The sequence below is a fragment of the Acidithrix sp. C25 genome, from assembly GCF_904848545.2.
This window is the reverse complement of sequence record NZ_CAJHCI020000008.1, coordinates 97,136-116,700: the sequence shown is the minus strand read 5'-3', so window position 1 is coordinate 116,700 and position 19,565 is coordinate 97,136. Positions and strand designations below refer to the sequence as shown.

The window sequence follows — 19,565 nt, the reverse complement described above, 5'->3', positions numbered from 1 at the left end:
TGAGAGTTAGCTGCGAATATTGACCTACAAGGTAATTCATCTGGTATACTTGTTATATGTTCATTCGCGAGAAGACCACTAAGAATAAGGCAACTGGAACTAAATATATAAAGCATCAGTTAGTTAGGTCTTATCGCGAAGGAGATAAAGTACGCCAAGAGATAGTTATGGATCTAGGACGACTTGAGATCGATCCTAAGGACTACAAGAAGCTAGCTCAGATATTGACGATGAGACTAGCTGGCTCTGAGTCTTTGTTTGAAGGTGATCTAGAACTAAAGTCAATCGCCGATAAAGTTCTATCTAGCTTTTCTGTTACTCAAACACTTCGCTCTGATCGTGAAGTAATCACAAAAGATGCCGAGTTCCTAAATGTCAATACATCATCTCTAGAGGCATCTGATATTAGGCGCTTAGGTCCTGAACTAATAGCTAGTAGCTTCTATGACAGATTGAAGATCAAAGAGCAACTACTACGGTGTGGCCTTAGTGAAAAAGAGACAGCAATTGCTAAAGCTGTAATATGTGCTCGTTTGGTTGCTCCTTCTTCTGATCTTGAAACACATCGCTTCCTAAAAGAGGACTCTGCACTCTATGAATTGGTAGACCAAGACCTTAGCAATATCGGTAAAGATGCTATTTATGAGATAGCTGATGCTATCTACGAAGCCAAAGACTCAATCGAGATGGCACTTATCAAAGCCGAGAATGAGCTTTACCCAACTAATAAGCGTCTCTTTTTATTTGATCTTACCAATGCCTATTTTGAGGGACGAACACTTGGTAATGATCTAGCCCAATATGGCCACTTCAAAGAGAAGCGCTTCGACTGTACTTTAGTAAGTCTTGCCCTTTTGGTGGATGATCGTGGACTACCGATCTATAGCCACATATATCCCGGTAATCAGTCAGAGCCTGAAACCCTTGGTGATGTCTTATCTAGTATCTCTAGTCACCTAAGACAGGGACTCTTTAGCGAAGATCTCCCAACGGTTATCATGGATAGAGGGATAGCAACTTATGACAACATCGCACTGATTGAGTCCTATGGTCTTAGCTATCTGGTAATTACACGCGCTAATGCAGCTAGACACTATCTAGCTGAACTACGCCAAGGAAAAGATACCTTCTTAGAGATCAAGAACTCCTCCAATGAGAGCATCTACATCAAAGAACTGGGTGATGACCTGGGTGGTGAGATGGATGACAAGGGAGAAGCTGCCGAGGCGGGTGCTGACCTGGGTGCCGAGGGAGAAGCTGCCGAGTCGGGTGCCGAGGTAGAAGTTGCCGAGTCGGGTGCCGAGGGAGAAGTTGCCGAGTCGGGTGCCGAGGGAGAAGCTGCTGAGTCGGGTGCCGAGGGAGAAGCTGCTGAGTCGGGTGCCGAGGGAGAAGCTGCTGAGTCGGGTGCCGAGGGAGAAGCTGCTGAGTCGGGTGCCGAGGGAGAAGCTGCTGAGTCGGGTGCCGAGGGAGAAGCTGCTGAGTCGGGTGGTAACCTGGGTGCTGAGGTGGATTCTGAGCAAATAGTTGTTCATCTACAAGGCAGTGAGTCGATGGGCATCGAGTCGATGGGCAGTGAGTCGATGCGTGTTGATTTCATCGATGCTGGATCACTCAGCGCTCATCCACAAGCTAACCATTCACTTGGCGGCGAGTCCCTCGGTATCGATTCGATGGATACTGCTCCACAAGTTGGCGGTCCACAGGCCAAGCACTCCCAGAGCAATGAACCCCAAGCCAACCACTCCAATGGCGCTCAACCATACGCAAGTGACTCAATGGACAACAAGATAAAGCAGATCCTATGTATCTCAGAGCGTCGCAGGGATAAAGAAGAGGCAATTGCTATAGGTATGCAAACTAAGTTCCAAAGTGCATTTGACAAACTAGCTGACTCAGTTAAGCGTGGTCAATATTCCAATGCCACAACTGTGGCTTCAAGAATAGGAAAGCTAAAGCAAGAGCATCGCTCTATTGCACGTCGCTATGAGATAGATGCCATAACTGGCGATGACCAAAAAGTCAAAGAGCTGGTTTTGACCGAGAAACCAAAAGTAAAAGAAGCAGCTGAGACTCTCTATGGTGCATATGTGATTGAGACCAATAGGAACGATCTAGAACCAGAAGAGATCTGGAAGCTCTATATGACCCTAACAAAGGTAGAGGATGCATTCAAAGCCCTAAAGAGCAATCTTGGGATGAGACCGATCTATTACCAACTAGCTAGTCGTACCGCTGCTCATCTATTTATCTCGGTAGTTGCTTATCACCTCTATGGAGCAATTGCACTTAGCTTATCTCAAGCCGGTGACAAAAGAAGTGTTCACAGCATTCTTGCTCAAGTGTCTACCCATAGCCGCTTGAACGTAACGATGTTAGATGATAACAAACGTCTACATAACCTTCGTATCTCCTCTACTCCAAACTCTACCCAAAAAGAGATCTACTCTATTCTTGGAGTAGTAGATACCCTAGCTCGAACCAAGAAGGTGATTGCTCAACTGTAGTGCCCAAATCCAGACACCAATATGGTCATGACCTGGGCTTTCATGGGGTGGTTGTCGAGTGGCGGGGAGGAACTTCCCCTCCCCGCTCTCACAGAACCGTGCGTGAACCTCTCAATTCACACGGCTCCTAGCGAACCGACTTTTGGTATTACCCCAAATGACCAGTGAGCCCAAAGATTGGGTTCACGTTCGGCTATTTGAGATAGGTATTTCCAAGCATTTGCTCGTATGCTAAGTCGCCTGTACTTTTTGCGTGCCCATCTAATCAAATAGATATTGATACGTCGGAGGAGTTGGCCTAATCTGGATTTGTAGAAGCGTCCATAGTAGTTGATCCAGCCTAAGATCACCGGGTTGTAAAGCCTGGCGAGTTCGGCTATGGTTTGGCCTGTTTGGAGGTGAATACGAAACCGCCTAAGTTCTCTGCCCATTTCTTCTACCGCTTTATCTGAAGCCGCTGGCAGGAAGTTGTTAAACTGCTGCTTGAACTTATTGCGGGCGTAGCGTGGTGCAAAGGTAAACATACTTATCAAGTTTCGTAAGCAAGAGCCATTTTGGAATCAGATTCGCGGAGTAGCGGATGTGGAGACGCAAACACACATGTATTGAGAAGTCGCTCTACCAAGGACATTTCAAAGTGCCTTCGGTTGAATCGGTATGCGAATTCCTCGAGGTAAAGTTGCTTATGTTCCTCACGTCCGTGGTATGTTCCGTCGATAAATTTCTTGCAGTTCCCTATCAGGATGTTGAGCCATTTGAATGTTACATGTGCTTGTTCGTCTTTGGATAGAGTGATCGAATGCGCTAGTCCAAGGTCTCGAGCACATACCCCGTAACTTGGGTTACCATCACTTATCAGCTTGGTATCGGAATCTAAACGTCTCACAAAAACATCTTTGAATGATTTAGCAGTGGTATCTTTGATTACTTCCATGAAGCAATGAGTAGGAGCACCATTGCTAATCGACACTCCAATTAGGACATTGGTTTGTTTTGTTCCCTTTCCTCTTCTGCCTTCGCCATGGCTCTCACCACCTAAAAAGAACTCATCTACCTGGACGTTTCCTCCAAGTTTATATAAACCATTTCGGTCAGCCATTGCTTTTCGTAGCTTATTTAGCATCAACCAGCCAGTCGAATAAGATACTTGAACGAATTTAGCAATGGTAGTAGCCGAAAGACCACGCTTGTCGTTGGACAATAGATAGATAGCGGAGAACCACTTGGATAAAGAGATATGGCTTCGATGGAAGATGGTTCCGGAGGTAACGCTAGTTTGACGGTGACAAGATTTACATTGAAAAAGTGGAGCTCGAGATGCTGCATTTCTTCGATGGTTTGGCCTGATTAAGGTAAACTGGTCAGAGTCACACTTTGGGCATCTAAATCCCTCTTTCCACCGCAATTTGATCAAATGATCTTCACATGCTTCCTCTGAAGCGAAGCGTACCATAAAGCCTGAGATATCCACCATGCCTCCTTAATCGAACATCTGTTCTACTAAAGATTAGCTCCAATCTGGTCTCGGTGGAGGCGAAACTTACGAAACTTGATAAGTATGAAGGTAAATCCTAGAAAGTCAAAGCGTATTTGTTCGAACTCTCCTTTACGGTTGGAGTCCTTACAATAGACGATTTTGGTCTTTTGTGGATGTAACTCCAACTTGACCTGCGTCATTCTCTGACCTATAGCCTCTAGGATCTCTTCGGCTCGTTTCTTTGTTTTCACATGTACCAAAAGGTCATCCGCGTATCGTTCAAACGGGGCATCCGGGAAGTTCTTTACCATCCATTTGTCAAAAGCGTAATGTAAGAACAGATTCGCCAAAATCGGAGAAATCACCCCGCCTTGGGGTAATCCTTGCTCTCGATCTATTAGTTGTCCATCTTTGTTTTGCATTGGAGCTTTCAACCAACGTTTGATGTAGAGAATTATCCATGGCTCTGATACGTGCATAGAGACAGCTTTTAGCAGCAGTTCATGATCTATTGTGTCGAAGAAGGCCTTGATATCTAGATCAATGACCCAATCGTACTTCCAACATCTCTTGCGTGCTTTTTCAATGGCATCATGGGCTGAGCGATTCGGCCTGTAACCATAGGAGTCTTCGTGGAAGACCTCTTCCAATCTTGGCTCTATGTAGGCTTTAGCTACCCCTTGGGCGATGCGATCTTTGACGGTTGGAATACCTAGGATTCTTTTACCGCCATCTGACTTGTCTATCTCGACATATCTAGTTGCCGCTGGAAAATAACTTCCAGAAGCCATTCGATTCCAGAGTTGGTAGAGATTGTTCTTTAGATCCATCTCAAAGACTGAGATGGACTGCTTATCAATCCCTGGTGCTCCTCGATTGGCTTTTGCCTCTTTGTATGCTTTAAGTACGACGTACTTGTCGATATCAAAAGCTTTTTCTTGTCGTGGTCTTGTCATTTGATCCCTCCCCCTCAACTTTTACCTTGAGAAGTTGTTCATTTGCCAATTACAACTAGATCTGCTGTTTACTCCATCCCCTTGGCTCCATCCTCATTACAAGGACTTCGTAGCTACTACGGGATGGTCCGCCCCCAATCCATAGGCATTTGGTACTTTCCCTCTTGTTGATCTGCAACTTGTAGGTTTTTCCTCATCTTTGGGCTTAGCCCATGTGGGCTTAGCCAAGAACGTCTAGGACTGGGTTCTCATGTTCCACATAAACGCCTGATGTTAAGCTCACGCCACCTACACGCCGGATGCCCAAGGAGCACTAATTGGGTTAGTCTCCAAGTTGTCCCGAAAGTTCGACGTCCCTCGGTTTCGACATCATCCATACCAATTTCGAACGCTTCGTCAGTGGTTTGTTTTCACTCGTCTTCTTAACTCATACCTGAAAGAGTCATTGCTCTAACTTTTCCGTACCGCTTTGGACAACAGTCTTTAGCTAATGCCCCGTACGGTGGTTTGGAATCTCCTCCCAAAAGGCGATCCCGGAGGGCCTACCTCCATCATCTATGTAGCATTGCAGTGTGATTGTTATCAGCTTCTACATGATTTACAACCTCTTTCATTCATGACGCACGCCGAAAGTAGGGCTAGTGGCTTTTGGGGTCCATCTCTGGCGATTATTGCCACAGCTATAGTGTATGAACTCTTAGCTTTAGCCATTTGACTTGCGATAGGATGACGGAACGACCCCATATACCCCTAGAGGCAAGGGCTCTATTAACTCTTATACCCATGCCGCGGTTAGTTTTTTTAAATAGATTTTCCAGCTTAGATGAGCTCTAATTCAATTCGTAGATGCGAGCGAAATGTTATTTGTGATAGAACAGTTTGATCCTACCAAAACCTTGGATTTGACTGTAGAGTTCCCTCAAAGATACGCTAGGCGGATTTGTCAATGGTGCAAGAAGGAGGCTTGATTTCTTGATCTTATCCGGTTGGGGAGGATCGGTTTTATCAAGGTCATTTCTTGGTGTTTCGTTACGAGATAACTACATTCGATCCCTATTTCGAAGGGTGCGTATGAAATTGTATCTAGGCGACTAGCTGGGATGATACATTAAAGTAGTACTAACTTGCATTTGCACTTTTCGTGTTTTTAGATGTGTAGCCGCTTTCATATGCGATCGAAAGGATGATTGTTTGAATCCCAATTTGAAGCAGGATAGTTCTCTAGAGCGACACTTTGAGATGGCCGAAGCAACGGTTGATGAGTTGGTTCGTATTGTAAATTCCATCAGCGCTCGGGGGAAAAAGGCTAAGAAGGCCTCTCAAACTGGTTCAGTTCGAGATTACATCCTTGCTGTGACTGAATTGAAAACATTGGTTGAGGGGATTGGCTCGGTGGTGGATGAACTTAGTTCCCTTGCTGAAGTAGATGTCTCAAAGATAATGGAGTCGGGCTCTTACAAGGAGGAACTATTTTCTCTTTGCGAGGAGGAAGATATAAGGATTATTGAATCCGATGGAAAATTCCTCTCCTATCCGACAATAATCTCGCTTTCTCCCTCAGATGCAACAGTGATCATTGAAAAGAAGAAACAGCGGGGGATTCGCCCTAGTTTTTTGGTTGCTCAATTGAAAAGCCTCTCAAAGCGCCAATTTGGATTAAAGCCAGAAACATTTATTGAGATGATCGCAACTGCCTATGACCTAGTAGTTGCCGAAAAGGAGCTCCCAGCAGGTACAGTTGTCAAACTTGTGGATCTCTATAGAGTTTTGACGATTCTTCCAGCTGCTAAGAGTTACACGAAATCGGAGTTTGTGCGAGATATCTATCTGCTCGATCAAAGTGGAATTGATACCACCAGAGGTGGCCGTGTCTTGAAGTTGCCAGCAAGTGCAATGACTCGAAGTTCCGGCACGATGGAGACAGTTGCTAAAGGTGGTCAGATCAAGCTATACGCAGGAATCTCCTTCGAGGTGACGCAATGATAGATAGCGATAAGTATCTCGAGTTTTTCTCCCAAGAATATCTAACGAGCTATATACCCAGGGGAGGTACTACGACAAAGTTTGTCTTACCACCTTCCGGTGAAGAGGCTAACTTCGTTGATGCTATCTGTTCGCAAGCACAGTCGAGTGGACATTTAGTGGCACGAATTGATTCAGCGACCTCCAAGGTGCAGATGATCGAGCAGATTTTTTTTGGTATCGCAAGGCAGATCGATTGGCAAAAGCTAGCAAATAGCTTTACCAGAATTGCAGCCCATAGTGCAGGATATCCAGTTCCCAACGACGATCAGGATCTTTCTCTAGCGATGTTGGCTTTTTCTTATGGGGCTGATGAACGTGAAGTTAAACGCGATATCAATATCGTTCTTCAGCAAAGGATCTTCAAAGATTACTCTATGGTTGGAGAGTTTCGCATAGCAATGATGCGACTTTGCCAGTACGAACTCAAGAGCGGACAGGTTACAGAACTAGAGCGTGATTCAATAATTGCTTGGCTGGAGGGATCCCTAAGGCAGATCTCTCTATTGAAGAGTGCTCTAATCTTTCGTAAGATCTCTCGTTCGAATGCGAGGGCAATGCTCTTTTCTCTCTCTCGATGGATAGTGGCGAATGGCTATGAGGGATTTCTATTGACGCTCGATATCCGTCAATTTCAGAAATTGAGAAAAGAACCAGACATTGAGTCGCCCGGAATAATTTATAGTCGCAATGCAGTAATGGATGCCTATGAATCATTACGCCAACTCATCGACAATGCGGACGAATTTTCTAATTTTGCCACGATCGTCGTTATCTCACCAGAGTTTTTGAGTGACGACTCGCGAGGCCTGTCAGCCTATCAAGCCCTTAAGCTGCGGATTTATGACGAGGTGAGAGATAAAAACCGTGACAACCCATACTCTTCTCTTATTTCTCTCTCCTCTTCAACCGCGGAGGAGCTCTCCCAAGATCTCTTAGATGGTAACTTGGCAACTTTGAAGGAGGTGTCGCATTGAACGTGGATCAAGAGAGCTTAGAAGATGTACGACAGATCGCCCGGCGAGCGATAGAGGCACTTCGATCTGGAGTTCCTAATGGCGAGAGTGTCAAGGCACTTGGAACAACGCAGCGTTCGATTGTGGATCGATTTGAAGGTTTGCTTACCGAGACCTCCGATGCTACCAGCGATCGATCTTCCCTTGGCATGGTCATCAAGGGTGGTTTTGGATCAGGAAAGAGTCACCTGCTTGAATATCTAGGCGAAGTCGCATTGGCCAAACGTTTTGTGGTCTCAAAGATTGTCATCTCCAAAGAGACTCCGCTTCACAATCCTACTGCAATGTTTCGCGCGGCGATAGCTTCAGCTAAAGTACCAGAACGATCTGGATCGGCTATCGATGAGATTGCAGCTGCATTGAAATTTGATTCACCTCGATATGCCGCGCTCTATTCTTGGCTCCATCAGCCCGAGTGTAAGCTAGACCAGCGCCTTAGTGCGTCACTGCGGCTATTTGAGAGCTTTCAGGGTGATGAGGAGTTTGCCGAGAAGCTTACTCAGTTTTGGGCCGGAGAGCCCTTTTCTATAGCAGAGATGAGAAAACGCCTTCGCGAAGCTGGTTGGTTGGGAGGTTATTCTCTTCGTTCCACCAAGGCAATGGATCTCTCCTTGGATAGATTTGCATTTGTATCCCGCTTGATTCATGCGGCGGGTTTTTCTGGATGGGTGCTTTTGATCGACGAAGTTGAATTGATCGGACGTTACTCCCTGATGCAACGGGCAAAGTCCTATGCGGAGATTCGTCGCTGGGTGGAGGGTTCGAAAAAGTACCCACCTTCGCCAATTATCTCGGTTCTAACCAGTGTGGACGACTTTGAAGGAGAAGTCCTAATCGGTAAGGGTGACTATAACAAGATTCCCCAACGCTTAGGTGCTAAAGACCGGTTAGAGGAGGCAATGCTTTCAATCGACGCTATAGCTGGGATGAAGATATTGGGCAGTCGTCAATCAGAGCTTCAGTCTCCAAATGATAATGAATTGAACGCAACCTATGAGGCAATTCGAAGAATTCACGGCGCTGCCTATAACTGGGACCCACCACATGTGGGTGGGCTAGAGAGGTTGGGCTCAAATAGAATGCGTCAGTATGTGCGAGCGTGGATCAATGAGTGGGATTTGATCCGTCTTGACCCTACCTTCATACCGCAGACTACCGTAACCAAGGTTGAGATTGACTATGGGGAAGACGGTGATTTGACACAATTGTTCGATTTGCTTGAGAGCACTTAGCTAGAGTCTTTCCCCGTGTGCTGCAAATGAAAGAAGTCGTAAACCCAATACCAGCTGATAGCACTCACACTGAAACGTCCGACAATTGATGGGTTTGGGCTCTTCGAGATTGTTTTTTTTTGGGGGGCAGCTCCAACTCCTATGGTAAATATGACATGAGGTATGAGCTATAGGGCGGCTTTCGAAGCGGCGCGAAAGACGTGATTAAACGATTGAGTTAGGTCAGATACTCTTTCAGTTCTGAGTCGGAGAGACGAGTGGTAGCTGACCATCTTTATCAAGAATAACAACCATCTTGATTCCCCTAGGATAGATGTCTGAACCGAGGGATCTCAACTCCTTCGAAAACTTTTCAGTCGGGAGTAATAGGTGTGCTCTGTGGTTCTTTAGGGCCATTGATATTTGCATCGAACGATCTTCAACTTGTGATTTTAAGGCAAAGATCATTACAAGGCCAAGATATCCATTTTTGCACTTTTATGGGCTATCTTTTTCAGTGATAACTACGTTGATTCTAGGCTCGATAGAGACTGAATTTACGCAATACGATAGCCCTCTAAAGCGAATCTAATATGGCGATGATCAAAACGAAACGCTCGGCACATCTCTGAAGTCCACTATTGCACCCATGGGCTTGAACTGCTGTTAGAACTGCGGTGATTCTTCATAATCGGTTTTGCACCTTCGCTTGCCGTAGTTCCGAAATACAGAGAGAATGCACCCGTCATCAAATGAAGGAAATTATCAGGATTGCCTATTCCGTTAACTCCTAAAAAGCCAAGAAGATTGAAGAGTCCGAGTAAGGTCAAAGTGCCAAAGACAATACCTAGGATGATATTGACCCGTTTTGACCATTCAAATCTAATTGATGCAACTAACCATACGATGCCAACAACTAGATGAATTATGCAATGCAAGGGATTCATGCCAAAGATGATGAACGTTCCATGGGGCAAAAGCGGAAAGCTCTGAACTCCTACGAAAGCCAATCCCCCAATGCCAATTATGAGGTATAACAGACCAACACCCACAGCGAAAATTTGGGAGGTAGAGCCGCTTATCTCTTTAAAAATCTCTTTCATTTTCAATCCCTCTCTTCAACAATGCTAGATAGAGTTACTTCGGACGGTGATTTGCTGTTATCGGGGCGAAATCGGCTGCGAGAACTATTCGATCGTGGCGTAGCTACCTTTGTATTTAGAAACTTTGCCTCGAAGTCATCACCAGTCTGTGGAGGTGCAAAATGAAATCCTTGACCAAAGATACAGCCGAGATCTAGCAAGGTTTTTACCTGGAAGGCCTCTTCTATTCCTTCAACAACGAGCTTCAACCCCAGAGCTCGACCCAATTGAACTATCGCCTTGAGGGTGATCGATGCATCACCGTTTGCTAAACGATCTGTAAATGATTTATCGATCTTAAGCACGTCAATAGGCAACTCTTCCAAAAAACTAAGCGAAGAATATCCAGTGCCGAAGTCGTCAATTGCAATTCGAATCCCCAGTGCTTTAATCTGATTGATCTTGCCGATGAGGGTCTTGGGGTTGTCCATGAATACCGATTCGGTTATCTCAAGAATCAATAACTTGGGGTCTAGATTGCTTTCGCTCAACACGCTAGCAATGGCCTCCACGACATCTTTCTCGTGTAATTCCACCACTGAAAGATTGACATTCAGTGATAGTTTTTCACCGGATCGTTGTCTATTCCATTTCGCAACTTGATAGGCTGCTTTTTTCAGGACGACTCGATCTATGTCGACGATAGCATGACTCTCTTCGGCGATAGGTATAAATGCCCCTGGCGCAATTAGCCCTCGCTGGGGGTGAAGCCAACGCACCAAAGCCTCCACGCCTGCGGTAAGGTTAGTTGTCATATCAATCACGGGCTGATACATTACTACAAACTCATCACGATCAATCGCTCCTTGAATATCGCCTTTTAGTGTCAGACGATCGCGAACTGAGGCATGCATCGAGGGGTCGAAAAGGGAAAATGATGCTTTCCCGCCTCTTTTGGCTACGTACATGGCGACGTCGGCATCTCGCAGGAGGTCCTCGACCGTGTTCTCCCGGCTAGTTGCTCGTGCTCCACCTATGCTCGCGCGGATATTCACCTCTCCGGTCGAAAGCAAGAATGGATGCGAGAACTCATCGATAATGTTGCGAGCAATCTGTTCTAAATCATCGCTTTGCTTCAAAAGCACACCAAATTCGTCTCCCGCTAAATGAGCTAGCGTCCTGTGCTTTCCAATGCATTGAGAGACTCGATCGGCCACGCCAACCAGCAACTGATCCCCCACCTCGCGCCCAAAAGAATCGTTGATAGTCTTAAAATCATCAAGGTCGATAAATAATATCGCCGGCATCAATCCTGATTCGTTGCGAATCTCTACTTTGAGTCGCTCGTTGAGTAAGATTCGATTAGGTAAACCGGTGAGTGGATCGTACAGGGTATTTCGTATGAGCTGCTCTTCAAGCGCCTTTTTTTCGGTAATATCGCGACCGTTAATAACAATGCCCCCAATTTCTGGCAAATCAAGGTAATTTGAGATGAACGCGGAGATATGTCGATAAGAACCGTCCCCATGGAGCATCTGAAAGACAACTTCTGCCGTTGAACCCTCCACCGATAGATCAAGGTAGCTCAGTAAACGCAGACAATCATCGGCATGCACGAATGTAAGAAAATCATATCCAAGGGCATCATCTTCAATATGGCCAAAGTTTTTTATCCAGGATGGTGCGACAAATTTTATGGTTGAACGTGCGTCTAAAACAATCAGAAGATCCGAGGACTGATTGATTAAAGTTCGATAACGAGTCTGAGCGGCCTCTCGCTCTAGACTCGCTCGCATCGCACCTGCAATCTTCGTGTTTGTAATTTTAAAGAAGAGCATCAATGCAAGTATTGACGCAAGGACGGTAAAAACAAGGGTCTCCGAGTCGGCTGTTAACTTTAAGCTGGCTGCCACTGCTTCTTGTTGCTTTATTGCTCGGGAAATTGCATTTCGAAGAATTTTTAAGTCATGATTGGATTTCGTGGTAATAACCGATTGAGCGAGAGAGGTATTTTTTCTCCCAAGCAGCGTCATAAGTTTCATATTCGCAAGGTGAAGTGCTCGCGCCTCTAAAAGAACCTTGCTATTCATAAAATTGTCCTTCGTAAGCTGGGCAAGATCGAAGCTCCATTGACCATCGATTGAGCGAAATGTCCTTTGGGCTGAGGTCGAAAGTGAACCCGACGAAGTTGCACCGAAAAGCAATGAATTCTCTTGCTCGGAGAGTGCCCAGAGATAATAGGCCTTTGACACCTTGGAGTTGGAGGCAGAAACGTTGGAATAGAGGGCGATGACACTTATCGCCATGCCAATTGCAAGGTTGATGACCAAAAATATAGATACGAACTTTTTCGCATTTTCACGAACTTTTTCGCGATTTGACTTGGGTCGAACCATAACAGTATGCTTCGACCCAACCAAAGACGCCCTTGACCTAGTTAATTAAAAGGGGAGTGCAGCGCCACCATCGTTAGTTGGGTGTGTGGCGTTCGATAAAGCGACATTTGGTACGGTGATTCCTATTATTGGTTTAGGTGACTTATTGATTTAGACGATATCGAGTACTTTATTCGCGGATTAATTTATTAAAAGGTCAGCTCCAAGGTCTTTAAATATGCAATGCCCCGGTCTTGCTAGAAACTTAAGGCCTGACTCCATCAGCTTTCACTTGGGCAATAGCGAGGGCCATTCGATCTGAAAACTCATGTTTCTGTTTGCCATAATTTGGGATTTCACCCTTGGTGTTTTTTGCCATACCGAAAACGCTTCTACGGTATGCGATTACGCGCCATTGCGTCGTTGGGTTTTCAATACTGACGGGCCATAAGCCAGACAGTAGCCCTCCGTCGAGGACATTCGTAATCTGGCAGGTAACTCCCCTTTCACAAGCCATAAGCGAAAAATAATCCTGATAGAGAGTCACCCCTATATCAGAATTCTCGACATAGCCAATGCAATCGGTATCGACCAGACCTGGGATGAATTTGGAACCGGGAGCAGTCTGTCGATCCTTACAGTCGATCCTTACAGTCGATCCTTACAGTCGATCCTTACAGTCGATCCTTACAGTCGATCGTATTCTTGGCTCCATCAGCCTGAGTGCAAGCTAGACCAGCGCCTTAGTGCGTCACTGCGGCTATTTGAGAGTTTTCAGGGTGACGAAGAGTTTGCCGAGAAGCTCACTCATTTTTGGGCCGGAGAGCCCTTTTTATAGCAGAGATGAGAAAAGGCCTTCGTGAAGCTGGTTGGTTGGGAGGTTATTCTCTCCGTTCCGCCAAGGCAATGGATCTCTCCTTGGATAGATTTGCATTCCGCTCCGGTGTGGTGAGTGTCAAGATAGTTGGCATCCCTGCTTGGTACAAGTGCATTGCCTGAGTATGACGAAATAGCTTGAATTTCCACATCTTTGGCGCACCCTGCTCGTAGGTTTCCCTGGCCTCATCAACATAACGACCTGCCAGGTCAATCGAAAATGAGTCGTAGCCATGGGCAATAAAATAAAAGCGCAGTTCTTCCCAGCCGTAGTTGTACTGCCACAGCGTTGACTTGCTGTGGTTAAGGAGAGCAATCGCTTTTCTCGTACAAACGATCAAATCCTCAAGTGAAAGCTGTTTCTCCATCTGGTTCTCCATAGCTCGAACCGGCGTTGTTGCCGGTGTCATAAGTATGGATGATGTTGTGATTTGGGTAAATGCACTTGGGGTTTGATCTTTTGGTTATCCCGAAGATTTATCTACCCTTGACACCCTGAATAGGACTTGTGCAATTAATTCGGGATAACTAAAACTTCGGGATAATCTTTTGGCCTGCGAACCCTGGTCGGAGCTATTAAAGTACCAAGATGGTTGGCAAATTCCTTGAAAGAATTATTTAGCTTCAGCGCAGTCTTAGGACCTTTGGCGGTAGTTACCGCTGCAGCCATATTGTCTGGGACTAATCGACCTACAACACCGCCAAAGAAGTAGAGAGCCCTTTCGGTTGCATCTATCACACAAGATACATCTTGATATCTGGTAGCCCAAATAAATGTCTTGCCTGAAAAGGCAAGAGTAGCAACAAAAATAGAGGCTTGGTAGTCGGGATCACTAGCACCTGGCGATGAGTAGATTCCCACCTTATCCCCAGCGAAGTCAATCAATAACTGATCCCCTGGTACATGCTCTAAGTGCATCGTGAGACTACGGTCTTTTTTGGCTTGACGGATAAATTCGCCAAATTGCGAATATCCATAGTGCTCATCGGGAAATTGCTCACAATACTCGTCAAAAAGTACTTTACGAGTTGGTGGATTCGGCTTGGCTAGCTCTGTGAGTATTGCATCCAAATTCGGCATTACCGCTCCATTGGATTTTGGACCCGGACTATTTGGATAGCAGATAGCAGAGAGTGCCTCATCGTCAAGGTCGCATGCCTCTTGGGTACTAACGCCTGCTTTGGCGAGCCTATCGAGATGTCGACTTACGCTTTGGTGTGAGATACCAAGCGATGTTGCTATCTCGCTATTGCTGTAACTACCCTTGGCTACAAGAGCCAATAAATTACGGATATCCTTCATATCCACCTTCCATTTCTTTGAACTCATTTATGATCATTCCTCCTTTGGCGTCCACATTTTTTAAGACGCCAAAGCAAGTTAATCAGATAAAGAATCAGGTGGTCCAAAGATTTCGGCGAGGTGGTCCAAAGATTTCGGCGAGGGAGTCCAAAGATAAACGAAGAGTCAGGCCGTGAGCTACATAGTTGACGACTCCGAATACTTGCCTAAATAAGAGCTACAAGCTAGACCATGGGTGTTGGTGGGTTTCTATTGTAATCTGATCAGGTTGTTTTCCCGTTTGAGCTAGGGTCAGCTGCCACTTCTAGGGCAGGGGTCTTTCGGAGGGTTTTCCTAGACGCGGTTGACAGGTTGAGCTTTTGCAGATTTTACCAAGGGCAACTAGTTTTATAGGTTATGCAGTTGCTAGAAAAGATCGATTCGATAACTTCTACGTGGGATAGCGTTGGTTTTGGAGGCTTTGTAATTGATGCGTTGGGTCCGGACCAGGCTCATTCCATAGAGTATTTCGGAGACGTTGGCGGTAGCTTTCGATTGGCGTCGCTGAGCAAGATGTTCTCTACTTACGCTTGGCTGGTTGCTCTTGAGGAAGGCTTGGCCTCTTCGTCTACCCACTTTGAGGGGTTGGATTTTACCATTGGCGACTTGCTAAGTCACCGAAGTGGGCTCCGGTTTGATAGTGGCGGTGTGGTTTCGGATGAAATTGTAGATTCGGTGCTATCGCAGGGACGTGCTTCTATCGCATTTGAGCGGCCGCTTGCATCGAGGCGTATCTATTCAAATATCGGCTTTGAGCTTCTGGCACGTATATTGACGTATCTATCGGGTTTTGGTTTTCAGGATTATGTTCATGAGGCAGTACTGGCACCCCTGTCGCTGAGCAATACTTCGATCTCCTCGTCGGTCTTTCCAAGTGCCGGTCGTTCGGGGGCTGCTGCTGGTTTTGTATCATCTGTGGTCGATCTCAGTTTATTTGCCTATGAAGTTATGAATCCAACTCTTGTGAGCCTAAGGAGTCGTGACTTTGCCTCTAGCGCTAGCCAACCAGGCCTTGGAGGAATCCTTCCTGGCTATGGTTATTTTGACGATAACTCCTGGGGCTATGGCTTTGAAGTCAAGGGTGAAAAGTCTCCCCATTGGAGTGGCTCGCTGACCTCGACCTCGACCTATGGTCATTTTGGTGCGAGTGGGACCTTTTTGTGGTGTGACCCGAGTCTATCGCTTTGTGTTGGACTGCTGACTGATCGGCCGTTTGATTCATTTGCGAAGGTGCAATGGCCAGCGCTATCCAAGGCGATCATTCAATCACTGCGATAGTAAGAGGTGCGGAAAAGAGCCTTTAGTCGCAGTGGTAACTAGGGCGTTTTTTGGATGACCTCTTCAATTTCCGGTAGCTGATCTAGTGTCTTTGATGATAGATCATATCTAATTGGGCGGAACTGCGATGCAAAGACAATAGATGGAACTATCGGGTTATGGAATTGATCTTAGTCCAGGTACCGGAAGCAAAAGAGTTATCTACTCCTTTGGAGGGTTGAACTATCAAAAGCTACATCGTGGCTTGTCGCTTAGATAAGCTACACTTCGAGATTGAATCCGAAAGACCTTCCTGGTGAAGTTGGAACTTCAACCGTTCTTAGGCGATGTGGCATTGATTTAGGCGGACAAAGTTTTCTTATTTTTTTATTCTAAGATAGCCAGAGTTGGCCCTTGGTGGCATATTGAATTTAGCGATAGCTATTTGTTTGGGCAGTTTTCGAAGAGCTGATTTCCTTAATCCAAAAGGTGACTCGTGAGTCAAATCGACGAGTCACCTTTTGTTTTATCTTGGGACTAGTTAGGCTGAAGTTGAGCAGATGCAAAAATCAACCTTTTACTCAACTGGGCTTAGTAAACTAAGCGATTCCTGTTATTGTTTTGATATCTTGGTGATCTTGTTTTAATGTAGCCCAATCGTTCTTTACGCTTTGCCACATCGAAAGTACTTGGCTATGGATCCCCGTTGGATTGGCGTTGAAGGCCGAGGGCGTCAGGGAGCCAAGTTCGGAATCAATGTTCGTTATGCTAGAAGTTATCGCTGTCACATTGGTCTGAATCTGGTTGTAGGCAGTGGTGTCTGTGGCGGAGTTCCCATTGTCGGTCACCACGGTTGATACGTTAGGTTCAATTGAAGTGATGAGGCTATTGATATAAGTGATTTTATCGGCGGTAACTGTGATGTTTACCACTGGAGCCACAACTACATAGACGCGAAGATCTGGAATCACTGCAGTGCGATCAGCTTTTAGTTCTGCCATTGTGGTGTCCGATTGCACTTTGGTCAGCGTCGCGTTGAGTGTGCCTAGATCTCCGGTTGAACTACTGCCGACTAAGGCGCTAAGCGTCGTACGATCTGTAGGAGTAAGTGTCGTTGAACTGGCAATCTTCGAACTGAGTCCTTCAAGCTTGGAAATGCGATCCTGAATCTGTGTTTCCAAGGCTGACTGAGCCGATGTGAAGTTTTGTGCACTATTGGTAGTTGGCGAAGGATTGATTGCTGAGCTGCTGCTTGTTGTTGTTCCCGCGCTAGAAGAGGTTGCGCTGGCTACTCCTGGCATGAACATAATTGTGCTCGTTGTCGCTAAGGTCGATAACAGAATTGCTATTTTAGGTCTCATTAATTTCCCGATCCTGAGTTGTTTATATCTGAATTCGCAGAGGTGATGTCGGCATTCAATTTTGCAAGTTGGGCGTCGATTGATTGGATATTATTTTGGAGGGTGCCCTGGGATGTACCCGCCAAGGTATTGTTTGTCGCTAAAGTGCTCGTTGGTGTTAGGCTTTGTGGTCGATTCGAAAGATTTGTCAGCGATATTGGATTTGTGGTTGGTTTTGGCTGATTGCCACTGTTTTGAGCGATTGCATTGTGGGTAACGATTGAAGTAGTAACTCCCGTTGTCTTTGCCGCCTGAGCCGAACCGGCCGGATTTAGGACCGCACTTGAAGTGCCGCATCCAGCTAGCACGCAACCCGTTAATACGCCAAAGGTCGCTAAAAATCTGATCGGTTTCTTTTTCATTCTTACTCCTTTCTTTTCCAGTGCTTTAGATCAGTGCTTTAGATTCTCGAGGGATTGTGTTATCGAATTGTGATGATTGGATCAATGAATGGTTAGGGATCCCTACATTGTTTGATTATCTTTGGGGCGCCGTTGTCGGAGTGCTTGTTTGGTGAATATTTTGGGTTATTTTTTGGATTCTGTCCTAGAGATTAATCTTGGGGAAAGCTACACGACCATGGACCCTAGTTTTTGATGTTGTGGTTTGGAATGAGGCTATCGGGCCCCAGGTCAAAGACCGCTGGCTCTCGTCTCTCTTTACGTGATTGAATTTTGATGATATTTATATCAAGATAGATGGTAGATATGGATAGTAATTGATGCCTTCGCGCTCATTGTGATGGTGCGAATTTGGTCCCTGGGGTAAATTAAAATATCTAGATCCAAACCTTTAGCATATCTTATTTATTTTTTTTCGAGTTAATATTTGATCTTCGCTTGCCTAGCAGATCTTTTTCTATCGTCGTATGATCTTTGATTCAACTAGGATTTACCGAGTGAGTGTTCATATACGAAGTGCAGTAATTATTTCTCGTGTGCCTGAGGATGTTTTTTCATCAATCCGTGACGTGAGGACGCATACAAAATGGATGGTAGATGCCGAGCGAATCGAGATAACTTCCATCGCTCAGGAGGGCGTCGGCCTTGAGTTTGTCTGTCACACTCGCCTTGGTCCCCTAAGAACCAAGGACACTATGTTGGTGACGCAATGGCAAGATGGTAGCTTGATTGAGATTTCACATGGAGGAAGAGTCAAAGGCTTGGGCAGATTTGAACTTCGCGACTACGGCATAGGGAAGACACTTTTTACCTGGAATGAATATCTCACTCTTCCCAATTACTTAAGTTGGTTTGGATTGCAATGGGTGATGAAGCCGCTTTTACGGATCGTTTTTCAGAAAGATCTAGATAATCTCAAGCGAATTTTAGAGAGCTAATAATTCTAAATGAGTGTCAACATTTGGACCATGTAGGTTTGATTTGACCACGTAGTTATAATGAGAGCATTTGGATATGAACAGAAATGTAGCTTGAAATTGTCGGTTTCTATTGATATTATGATTCGCAATATGATAGGATATTAGCTTAAATCTTGTAGTTTTATAGTTGCTCATGCATATTTAAATAAACTGGTTTGCTTGTCAACTAGCCATGATTGTTAGGGCATGGAGGCTTTTTGATCGGGTTTTTCTTTAGCTGTCTTTGCATGGATATTCTATCTTTGGTCAATTGGTTTCGGGTTAATCCTTATCTTCATCTCGGAACTCTTCATCTCGGAACTCTTCATCTCGGAACTCTTCATCTCGGAACTCTTCATCTCGGAACTCTTCATCTCGGAACAGAGAGAATTTGTCTGCTTGGCTTTTGCTAGTGATGGATCCCCATTCTACGGTATAAAGAGAAAGTGATTTTTGGATTGGTCTGGTGAGCTTTATCATTTTGGTGGTACCAAGGTACCATCGGTCTGAAACTGAGCAGATGTGCCAACCGTTCCGGAACCCACTGTTGGCTTTAGGTCGGCTTCTTTTATTGCCGTTAGGTATTCGTACCGATGTGCAAGAATTCTTGAAAATCGTATTCTTGAAGATCGAAGTGCGGTGGTGCTTTTGCTAAACGGGTAACTTAGGGTTGTGGCATAAGCAAAG

The 19,565-nt window shown here is 45.5% G+C and carries 17 protein-coding genes; 6 read left to right on the top strand and 11 right to left on the bottom strand.

Annotated elements, in window-relative coordinates:
* The first annotated feature begins 56 nt into the window (after window positions 1-56).
* Complete coding sequence (locus tag ACIDITHRIX25_RS85820) at window positions 57-2,504, top strand: IS1634 family transposase (protein WP_201733665.1); 2,448 nt, start codon at window positions 57-59, stop codon at window positions 2,502-2,504.
* Between the two features lie 116 nt (window positions 2,505-2,620).
* On the opposite strand, the gene ACIDITHRIX25_RS85815 is transcribed toward ACIDITHRIX25_RS85820, so the two are convergent.
* From ACIDITHRIX25_RS85815 to ltrA, 3 genes are read right to left on the bottom strand one after another with little or no spacing between them, the layout of a single operon-like run.
* Window positions 2,621-3,028, bottom strand: a complete 408-nt coding sequence (locus ACIDITHRIX25_RS85815) for a group II intron maturase-specific domain-containing protein (RefSeq protein ID WP_201733664.1) — start codon at window positions 3,026-3,028, stop codon at window positions 2,621-2,623.
* A 5-nt stretch (window positions 3,029-3,033) separates the two neighbouring features.
* Window positions 3,034-3,975 (bottom strand): IS1595-like element ISAxf1 family transposase, encoded by a 942-nt coding sequence (locus ACIDITHRIX25_RS85810; RefSeq protein WP_052604138.1) that lies wholly within the window; start codon window positions 3,973-3,975, stop codon window positions 3,034-3,036.
* A gap of 29 nt (window positions 3,976-4,004) precedes the next feature.
* Window positions 4,005-4,937 (bottom strand): group II intron reverse transcriptase/maturase, encoded by a 933-nt coding sequence (gene ltrA, locus ACIDITHRIX25_RS85805; RefSeq protein ID WP_201733663.1) that lies wholly within the window; start codon window positions 4,935-4,937, stop codon window positions 4,005-4,007.
* A 1,191-nt stretch (window positions 4,938-6,128) separates the two neighbouring features.
* On the opposite strand from ltrA, the gene ACIDITHRIX25_RS85800 reads away from it, so the two are divergent.
* The 3 genes from ACIDITHRIX25_RS85800 to ACIDITHRIX25_RS85790 are packed head-to-tail and all read left to right on the top strand — an operon-like array spanning window position 6,129 to window position 9,207.
* The gene (locus ACIDITHRIX25_RS85800) at window positions 6,129-6,920 is read left to right on the top strand and encodes a hypothetical protein (protein WP_201733662.1); all 792 of its coding nucleotides are present in this window, start codon (window positions 6,129-6,131) and stop codon (window positions 6,918-6,920) included.
* Window positions 6,917-7,936: a BREX system ATP-binding domain-containing protein gene (locus tag ACIDITHRIX25_RS85795; protein ID WP_052605267.1), complete on the top strand. Its 1,020-nt coding sequence runs from the start codon at window positions 6,917-6,919 to the stop codon at window positions 7,934-7,936. Before ACIDITHRIX25_RS85800 ends, ACIDITHRIX25_RS85795 begins: the two co-directional genes overlap by 4 nt.
* A gap of 2 nt (window positions 7,937-7,938) precedes the next feature.
* Window positions 7,939-9,207 (top strand): BREX system ATP-binding domain-containing protein, encoded by a 1,269-nt coding sequence (locus tag ACIDITHRIX25_RS85790; protein ID WP_249685846.1) that lies wholly within the window; start codon window positions 7,939-7,941, stop codon window positions 9,205-9,207.
* A gap of 234 nt (window positions 9,208-9,441) precedes the next feature.
* Here ACIDITHRIX25_RS85790 and ACIDITHRIX25_RS85785 read toward each other — a convergent pair whose 3' ends face one another.
* The 5 genes from ACIDITHRIX25_RS85785 to ACIDITHRIX25_RS85765 form a co-directional block, all read right to left on the bottom strand.
* Window positions 9,442-9,654 carry a hypothetical protein gene (locus ACIDITHRIX25_RS85785; RefSeq protein WP_213333500.1) on the bottom strand — a complete coding sequence of 71 codons (213 nt, stop codon included), beginning with the start codon at window positions 9,652-9,654 and terminating at the stop codon, window positions 9,442-9,444.
* Between the two features lie 170 nt (window positions 9,655-9,824).
* Complete coding sequence (locus ACIDITHRIX25_RS85780) at window positions 9,825-10,289, bottom strand: DUF4383 domain-containing protein (protein WP_201733659.1); 465 nt, start codon at window positions 10,287-10,289, stop codon at window positions 9,825-9,827.
* Between the two features lie 2 nt (window positions 10,290-10,291).
* The gene (locus ACIDITHRIX25_RS85775) at window positions 10,292-12,664 is read right to left on the bottom strand and encodes a putative bifunctional diguanylate cyclase/phosphodiesterase (RefSeq protein ID WP_201733658.1); all 2,373 of its coding nucleotides are present in this window, start codon (window positions 12,662-12,664) and stop codon (window positions 10,292-10,294) included.
* An 860-nt stretch (window positions 12,665-13,524) separates the two neighbouring features.
* Window positions 13,525-13,887 (bottom strand): hypothetical protein, encoded by a 363-nt coding sequence (locus ACIDITHRIX25_RS85770; RefSeq protein WP_201733657.1) that lies wholly within the window; start codon window positions 13,885-13,887, stop codon window positions 13,525-13,527.
* A gap of 146 nt (window positions 13,888-14,033) precedes the next feature.
* Window positions 14,034-14,849, bottom strand: a complete 816-nt coding sequence (locus ACIDITHRIX25_RS85765; RefSeq protein WP_201733656.1) for a winged helix-turn-helix transcriptional regulator — start codon at window positions 14,847-14,849, stop codon at window positions 14,034-14,036.
* A 369-nt stretch (window positions 14,850-15,218) separates the two neighbouring features.
* Between ACIDITHRIX25_RS85765 and ACIDITHRIX25_RS85760 the strand changes: the two genes are divergently transcribed.
* Entirely contained in the window at window positions 15,219-16,139 is a 921-nt protein-coding gene (locus ACIDITHRIX25_RS85760; protein ID WP_201733655.1) for a serine hydrolase domain-containing protein, read from the top strand.
* A 578-nt stretch (window positions 16,140-16,717) separates the two neighbouring features.
* Here ACIDITHRIX25_RS85760 and ACIDITHRIX25_RS85755 read toward each other — a convergent pair.
* On the bottom strand, window positions 16,718-17,479 hold the full coding sequence (locus ACIDITHRIX25_RS85755; protein WP_052606948.1) for a hypothetical protein: 762 nt from the start codon (window positions 17,477-17,479) through the stop codon (window positions 16,718-16,720).
* Window positions 17,479-17,880, bottom strand: coding sequence for a hypothetical protein (locus ACIDITHRIX25_RS85750; protein ID WP_052606949.1), 402 nt, complete (start codon window positions 17,878-17,880; stop codon window positions 17,479-17,481). Before ACIDITHRIX25_RS85750 ends, ACIDITHRIX25_RS85755 begins: the two co-directional genes overlap by 1 nt.
* A gap of 536 nt (window positions 17,881-18,416) precedes the next feature.
* Between ACIDITHRIX25_RS85750 and ACIDITHRIX25_RS85745 the strand changes: the two genes are divergently transcribed.
* Window positions 18,417-18,857 carry an SRPBCC family protein gene (locus ACIDITHRIX25_RS85745; RefSeq protein ID WP_052606950.1) on the top strand — a complete coding sequence of 147 codons (441 nt, stop codon included), beginning with the start codon at window positions 18,417-18,419 and terminating at the stop codon, window positions 18,855-18,857.
* Between the two features lie 303 nt (window positions 18,858-19,160).
* Here ACIDITHRIX25_RS85745 and ACIDITHRIX25_RS85740 read toward each other — a convergent pair whose 3' ends face one another.
* A complete protein-coding gene (locus ACIDITHRIX25_RS85740; protein ID WP_201733654.1) occupies window positions 19,161-19,358 on the bottom strand; it encodes a hypothetical protein in 198 nt (65 codons plus the stop codon).
* Between the last annotated feature and the right edge of the window lie 207 nt (window positions 19,359-19,565).

What these genes read in the sequence shown, in the direction of transcription:
- ACIDITHRIX25_RS85820 (WP_201733665.1), top strand. Translation starts at nt 57, where the DNA reads ATGTTCATTCGCGAGAAGACCACTAAGAATAAGGCAACTGGAACTAAA.
- ACIDITHRIX25_RS85815 (WP_201733664.1), bottom strand. Translation starts at nt 3,028, where the DNA reads ATGTTTACCTTTGCACCACGCTACGCCCGCAATAAGTTCAAGCAGCAG.
- ltrA (WP_201733663.1), bottom strand. Translation starts at nt 4,937, where the DNA reads ATGACAAGACCACGACAAGAAAAAGCTTTTGATATCGACAAGTACGTC.
- ACIDITHRIX25_RS85795 (WP_052605267.1), top strand. Translation starts at nt 6,917, where the DNA reads ATGATAGATAGCGATAAGTATCTCGAGTTTTTCTCCCAAGAATATCTA.
- ACIDITHRIX25_RS85785 (WP_213333500.1), bottom strand. Translation starts at nt 9,654, where the DNA reads ATGATCTTTGCCTTAAAATCACAAGTTGAAGATCGTTCGATGCAAATA.
- ACIDITHRIX25_RS85780 (WP_201733659.1), bottom strand. Translation starts at nt 10,289, where the DNA reads ATGAAAGAGATTTTTAAAGAGATAAGCGGCTCTACCTCCCAAATTTTC.
- ACIDITHRIX25_RS85775 (WP_201733658.1), bottom strand. Translation starts at nt 12,664, where the DNA reads ATGGTTCGACCCAAGTCAAATCGCGAAAAAGTTCGTGAAAATGCGAAA.
- ACIDITHRIX25_RS85770 (WP_201733657.1), bottom strand. Translation starts at nt 13,887, where the DNA reads ATGGAGAAACAGCTTTCACTTGAGGATTTGATCGTTTGTACGAGAAAA.
- ACIDITHRIX25_RS85765 (WP_201733656.1), bottom strand. Translation starts at nt 14,849, where the DNA reads ATGAGTTCAAAGAAATGGAAGGTGGATATGAAGGATATCCGTAATTTA.
- ACIDITHRIX25_RS85760 (WP_201733655.1), top strand. Translation starts at nt 15,219, where the DNA reads ATGCAGTTGCTAGAAAAGATCGATTCGATAACTTCTACGTGGGATAGC.
- ACIDITHRIX25_RS85755 (WP_052606948.1), bottom strand. Translation starts at nt 17,479, where the DNA reads ATGAGACCTAAAATAGCAATTCTGTTATCGACCTTAGCGACAACGAGC.
- ACIDITHRIX25_RS85750 (WP_052606949.1), bottom strand. Translation starts at nt 17,880, where the DNA reads ATGAAAAAGAAACCGATCAGATTTTTAGCGACCTTTGGCGTATTAACG.
- ACIDITHRIX25_RS85740 (WP_201733654.1), bottom strand. Translation starts at nt 19,358, where the DNA reads ATGATAAAGCTCACCAGACCAATCCAAAAATCACTTTCTCTTTATACC.